Source organism: Streptomyces sp. PU-14G (genome assembly GCF_041028275.1).
Lineage (GTDB): Bacteria > Actinomycetota > Actinomycetes > Streptomycetales > Streptomycetaceae > Streptomyces.
Map to the genome: position 1 here is coordinate 1 of NZ_JASKYT010000718.1, position 1,032 is coordinate 1,032.

A 1,032-nucleotide genomic window follows, 5' to 3' on the forward strand; every position below is an offset into this window, starting at 1 on the left:
GGCTCCAACACGCCGGCCGCCGCGGGGCTGGTGGCGTGCGCCGCTGTGCTGGTGCTGCTGCGGTCGCGGGCGCCCGTGCGGGGCACCGTACGGGTGCTGAGCACCGGTCTGCCCGTGGTGGCGGTGCTGGCGCTGGCCGCCTCGCTGCTCGGCCCCCGGCTCCCGGGGCTGTCCGGGCGCGCCCCCTACGACCTGCGCCAGGAGGTGCGGGCACCCCTCGTCCATCCGCGATCGACCAGCCCGCTTGACCAGGTGGCCGCCTGGCTCCAGCATCCCGAGTCGCGGTTGTTCGAGGCCCGGACGACGGCGGACCGCAACTGGCGGCTGGCCGTGCTGGACCGCTACGACGGAGTGAAGTGGACGTCCGGGGCCCGGCTGGCCCGCTCGGGCGGCAGGGTGCCCGAGCGGCGGGGGGCGGATCCCGGGCGCCGCGAGCGGGTGGAGCAACGGGTCACCGTGCAGGGTCTGCCCGGCGTCTGGCTTCCGGCCGCCGACCGCCCCTCGTCGGTGACGCTCACCGGCAGGCGCGGTGCGGACGACGCCGAGGCCACACGGCTCGCCGTGGATCCGGACAGCGGCGTGCTGGCCGTCGGCGAGGGCGGCGCCACCGGCACGCGGAGCAACCGCGGCCTGTCCTACACCGCGGTCTCCCAGGCGCCGGTGTACGACCCGAAGCGGCTGCAGTACGCGGCCGTGCCGAAGGGGGGCCGGCACAAGTCCCTGCCGCGTACCGACCCGGCGGGCGAACCGATCGAGGCCGTCGGGACGTTCCGCCGGCTGGCGGCGGAGGCCACCGCGGGCAGCAGCTACCCGTACCAGCAGGCGTACAAGCTGGCCGGCTGGCTGCGCGAGCACTACCGCTTCGACCCGAAGGCGGTTCCGGGGCACGCCTACCGGAATCTGGAGTTCTTCCTCACCACGGGCAAGCACGGCACCTCGGAGCAGTTCGCGGCGTCCTTCGCCGTCATGGGGCGGACGCTGGGGCTGCCGACGCGGGTCGCGGTCGGCTTCCGGGCTCAGGGAGGCGAGGGC

The 1,032-nt window shown here is 76.0% G+C and carries 1 protein-coding gene; it reads left to right on the forward strand.

Annotated features, from left to right (window positions below; genetic code table 11):
- The coding region (locus tag AB8Z75_RS34925) for a DUF3488 and transglutaminase-like domain-containing protein (RefSeq protein WP_369209158.1) at positions 1-1,032 on the forward strand (1,032 nt) is incomplete at both ends.